Annotated in this window: 6 protein-coding genes; 3 read left to right on the top strand and 3 right to left on the bottom strand. The window is 63.0% G+C overall.

What is annotated here, in order from left to right:
• Both ACLP25_RS25705 and ACLP25_RS25700 read right to left on the bottom strand, forming a co-directional pair.
• The coding region (locus tag ACLP25_RS25705) for a Tll0287-like domain-containing protein (RefSeq protein WP_442471949.1) at positions 1 to 705 on the bottom strand (705 nt) is incomplete at its 3' end.
• A gap of 149 nt (positions 706 to 854) precedes the next feature.
• Complete coding sequence (locus ACLP25_RS25700; protein WP_442471948.1) at positions 855 to 1,226, bottom strand: hypothetical protein; 372 nt, start codon at positions 1,224 to 1,226, stop codon at positions 855 to 857.
• Between the two features lie 176 nt (positions 1,227 to 1,402).
• On the opposite strand from ACLP25_RS25700, the gene ACLP25_RS25695 reads away from it, so the two are divergent.
• Genes ACLP25_RS25695 through ACLP25_RS25685 form a run of 3 tightly spaced genes read left to right on the top strand, consistent with a single transcriptional unit; the run spans position 1,403 to position 3,445 of the window.
• Complete coding sequence (locus ACLP25_RS25695) at positions 1,403 to 2,029, top strand: hypothetical protein (protein ID WP_442471947.1); 627 nt, start codon at positions 1,403 to 1,405, stop codon at positions 2,027 to 2,029.
• A gap of 39 nt (positions 2,030 to 2,068) precedes the next feature.
• Complete coding sequence (locus ACLP25_RS25690; protein WP_442471946.1) at positions 2,069 to 2,383, top strand: hypothetical protein; 315 nt, start codon at positions 2,069 to 2,071, stop codon at positions 2,381 to 2,383.
• Positions 2,384 to 2,437: 54 nt separating this feature from the next.
• Positions 2,438 to 3,445, top strand: coding sequence for a cation diffusion facilitator family transporter (locus ACLP25_RS25685; protein WP_442471950.1), 1,008 nt, complete (start codon positions 2,438 to 2,440; stop codon positions 3,443 to 3,445).
• Between the two features lie 43 nt (positions 3,446 to 3,488).
• On the opposite strand, the gene ACLP25_RS25680 is transcribed toward ACLP25_RS25685, so the two are convergent.
• The coding region (locus tag ACLP25_RS25680; protein ID WP_442471945.1) for a lysophospholipid acyltransferase family protein at positions 3,489 to 4,187 on the bottom strand (699 nt) is incomplete at its 5' end.

Raw genomic sequence — 4,187 nt, 5'->3', positions numbered from 1 at the left:
CTTGTCGGCTCGGATCGGGGTCGAGACATAGAGCACCGGCCCCGCGGGCGAGTCGCGCCGGCCGACAAACTCTTTCCGCGACGCGTCGCTGCGGAACATGTCGACGACGTCCCGCTCCCAGTCCGACGTGCGGTCGCGCGGATTGGTCGGGTTGAGAGCAGCCTCCTTATAGGAAAAGTCGGGGTATTGCTGGCGGAAGTAGTTGAACGCTTCTGTCGCGGCGAAGAACGGAATCGATTGCGGCAGAAACTCCTTGACGGTCGCGTCCTGCCGCTCCTGCCGGGCCGAGGCGAGAAGCCGCTGCGCCGCGCCCTGCAGCGCCTGCTGCTCTCGGGCCGTCGGCATCTGCGCGATCGCCTTGGTCATTGCTTCCGGAAGGCGCGTGTTGAGAAACTGATCGAGGCTCTTGTCGGTCCGCTCGGCTTGGGACTGCTCGCGGTCGAGCAGCGGCGCGACCTGGTTGGTTGTGTAGGTCCGCATCGCCTGCGCCGTCTCCAGCATGATGCGGGCTTTGTCCAGAATTTCGCGCTCCGCGTTGGCCGAAACCTGCCACCAGACAACGCTGCTCATCGCCGCATAGCCGGCTACGACGATCGGGACGAGGAACAGATTGAACTTCAAAAAGAATCGCAGCTCCGTCACGAGTCGAGCGATGTTGAACTCTACCTGGAACAGCAATAAATTCAGTTTCAAGACTGTCTGCATGACGAGCGCCCCATACTCAGGAGACCAAATTCCGATGCAAACGACGTATTATTAAATATATCACGGGATTTAGCCCAGTCCCGCCGCTTTTCGCGAGGTGCGTCGACTTGCCGCGAAAACTGGGTGCTCCCGATTTATTTCTAGGGCGTTCAAAAGGTTGCAATGATTTTGCGCCAGGCGCAAGGCCTTCGACGACCCGCCGCGAAGCGCAATGGCGGCGGCAAAGGCTGTTCAGGGGATTGCCAATCCCACTTGCGGTGGGCCGACATCCACTGCTTGGGCGCCTCGCGGATGAAGGCCTCGAACTGGCCCTGGAGGGCCGCAGCGGCGGCGACCGCGTCGGCCTCGCGATCGTCGGTCTCCGGGATCGGCGCCCTACATCCTAGACGAATAGGCGCGTCGTATCCTTGAGCCAAGAGCGACGCCTCGACCCGGTTCGAAAGGGCCGATTGCTTCGGTTGCAACCTCGAGCAGCAATTACTGTAAGTTTTTAAACCGGAGAGTTGTGTGAGCGCGATCACAGCAAAAATTTTTTTATGTTGACGTAAAGAAGACTCGAATCGCGCGAGAAGGCGCAGCGTGGGGGGATGCGCACATGAGGCAAACGCGGCGCTTGCGGGGGGCTGCGGCGCGACTGTCCTTCCGGTGGCGTGCGGCGATCCTCAGCCGGCTCAATGGACCGGGCGGGCTCTATAACTTGGGCAACGCGCTCGGATTCGGCGCGGGCCTGCTCGTGACGTTTCTCGTTGCGACGGAGTCAATGGACAGCTTCTCGAACGTTCTGTCGATCGGAATCCGTTATGTCGCGGGAAGTCCGGCCGCCATCGCCCTCGCGGTCGCAACAGCGATCTTCTTTTGGAGCGGCGAGGCTTATCATCGGGCTTGGTCGAACGGATATCCGCCCGATCAGAAATTGACCCGGCTTGGAGATCTTTCCTCAGGCTTTGGAGCGATTGCGCTTGGCGCGGGTTTATACCTGCTCAGCAATCCTTTCCTCGCCGCTAGTTCAGGGGTGCTGCATGCCGCGGGGAAGTTCGGAAGCGCGTTTGGCGTCCGCGGCGAGCCGTGGTTTCCGCGTCTGAAGATTGACGCCAGCGCCTTGTGCCGCAACATCGAATTGATCAGTCGCATTCCAGGGATCATCGCAACGACGGCCGATGTCTTCTCTTCGAAAGCGCACGATGACGGCGTCTTTACGTTCAACGCATTGGCGATGCTCAGTTGCTACTTGATCTGGGCGATCGCCGATTCGATGCTGCTTCCGCGAGACAGCATTGTGGTCAGATTGTTTCGCCCCAGCTTGGCTCCAAAAATTCGCGTTTAGCGAGATTGTCTTCAGGCGCCTCAAAGTAGAGGTAACCCCATGCGTCTCTGTCTTGCCGCGGCTTTCCTATCGAGCGCTGCTCCGGCCCTCGCTCACGATCAATGGGCGAACGGCAATCCCGTCCCGGGCTGGATCAAGTCAGCGTGCTGCGGAGTCGCGGACGCGCATCATCTCCGGCCCGATCAGGTCGCGTTCAACGCGCGCGGCGAATATGTCGTCGAAGGCTATCACGCGCCCCTCGACGCCAAGTTCGCGCTGCCGAGCCAGGACGGCGAGTACTGGATCTTCTATCGCGAATATCTCGACGGCTCTCAGTCGGCCGCTTTCTGCTTTTTCGTCCCGATGAATTTCTAGGGAGCGGCCATATTGAGCGCTCAAACCTTTTTTCGCGTCGTCTGTGACGGGGCGATGATCGCTGCGGGCTTGACGCCAGCCGAGGCCCAAAGCCCAAATCTTGGTCGGCGAACTGCTGCAGGGAATGGCCCTCGGGTGCGCGGCCCCCGCCCGACCGTCGCCGCTTCGCCGATGGCGGAAGCAGAGCGGCGACGCGAGCGCGCAATGTCGCTCGGGGTGGGGACGGATTTTATGACTGCGGCGCCGATGATCATCATCGGCGCCGCGTCAGGCTCGCTCACGCTGCTGGCCGACGCGATGCGCGGCAGCCTGCTCACGCTCCTCGAGTTTTTCGCCTACCTCATGTTGCGGCGCATCCACCGCGGGCGACTACCCAGCTATCAGTACGGATGCGGCAAGATCGAAAGCTTTCTCAATGTGCTGATAGGCGCGGCCCTCGTGCTCTCGAGCGTCTGGGTGTTCGCGATGGGCGTCGTCAACCTCATCGAGCCGCCGCAACCCCGCCCGATCGGGCTCGCTGCGGCGACGGCGATCGCAGCCATAAACGCCGCGCAGAACGCCTGGATGTTCGTGACCTTCCTGCGCGCCCGCCAAGTCGGAGCCTCGATTCTGATCGACGGGCAGGTGAGGACGCGGCTCCTGAAGCTCGTCTCCTCGATTATCGCGACGCTCGCCATCCTTGTCTCGGCGATGTTCGCCGGCCAGATCAGCGGTCGGGTCTCGGACCTGGTCGGTTCGGCGGTGGTGGTCCAGATGATGCTCTGGACGGCGTACCAGCTGATTGCTGGCGCCTTGCCCGACCTCATGGACAGAATGCTCGATCCCTCGCTGCTCACGCTGGTCAACCGCGTGCTCCTCTGCAACTTCGACCGCATCGACGCGATCCATCACGTGCGCACCCGGCGCTCCGGGGTGATGAAGTACATCGAGATCGGGGTCGGCTTTTCCGCGGACCGGCGCATCGGCGAGATCGACGCGATCAACCAATCCCTGAAAAAGGAGCTGGAGGCGCAGATTCCGGACGCAAAGGTCACCATTGTCGCCTCGGCGGCGCCGCTTTGACAACGGCCATGCGTTCGGCGTGCTGCGGAGTGTCGGCGCGGGCCTAATCCCACTTCCGATGCCCCCACATCCACTGCTCGGGCGCCTCGCGGATGAAGGCCTCGAACTGGCCCTGAAGCGCCGCAGTGGCGGCGACCGCGTCGGCGTCGCGGTCGTTGGTCTCCGGGATCGGCACGCGCACGGCCTTGATGCGGAAGCGCACATTCGGCAAACGGTAGGCCGCGCCGGCGTAGAGCGGCAGCCCGGTCGTGCGGGCGAGCAGCGCGGGGAAGACGTTCGAGCGCGCCGGATGGCCGAAGAACGGCACCGCGGTGCCGCGGTCGTCGCGCAAGTCCGCGAGGAAGGCGGGATAGCCGCCGCTCTTCGCCGCCCTCAGGAGCGCCCGCGCCGTCACCGGGGTCTTGGGCAGGAGGCCGCCCTCGTAGAGGAACGCCCGCATCCTCTGGGTCTCGGCGTCCACGAGGGGGTTGCTCATGCGCTGATAGACGCCGGTGAACGGCACGCCCATGCGCTTGCTCGCGTAGGCGACGAGCTCCCAGTTGCAGAGGTGCAACCCACACACCACGCATGGCCCGCCGCGCGCGATTTCGTCGATCTGGGCCTCGGATTCGAAAGTCACCCGGCCAGCCGACGCAATCTTTTCCAGGTGGAACGACTCGCCGAAGGTGCGGCCGAGATTTTCCCACATCTTTGCGGCCAGCCTCTTGCGCTGCGCATCGGTCATGTCGGGATAGGCGAGGGC

It is taken from the genome of Roseiarcus sp. (assembly GCF_052145395.1).
Classification (GTDB): Bacteria; Pseudomonadota; Alphaproteobacteria; order Rhizobiales; family Beijerinckiaceae; genus Roseiarcus.
Note: the sequence above shows the minus strand (reverse complement) of the source record. Positions and strands in the feature narration are given on the sequence as shown.

Coding starts and splice junctions, on each gene's coding strand:
- ACLP25_RS25685 (WP_442471950.1), top strand. CDS start 2,438: ATGATCGCTGCGGGCTTGACGCCAGCCGAGGCCCAAAGCCCAAATCTT.
- ACLP25_RS25690 (WP_442471946.1), top strand. CDS start 2,069: ATGCGTCTCTGTCTTGCCGCGGCTTTCCTATCGAGCGCTGCTCCGGCC.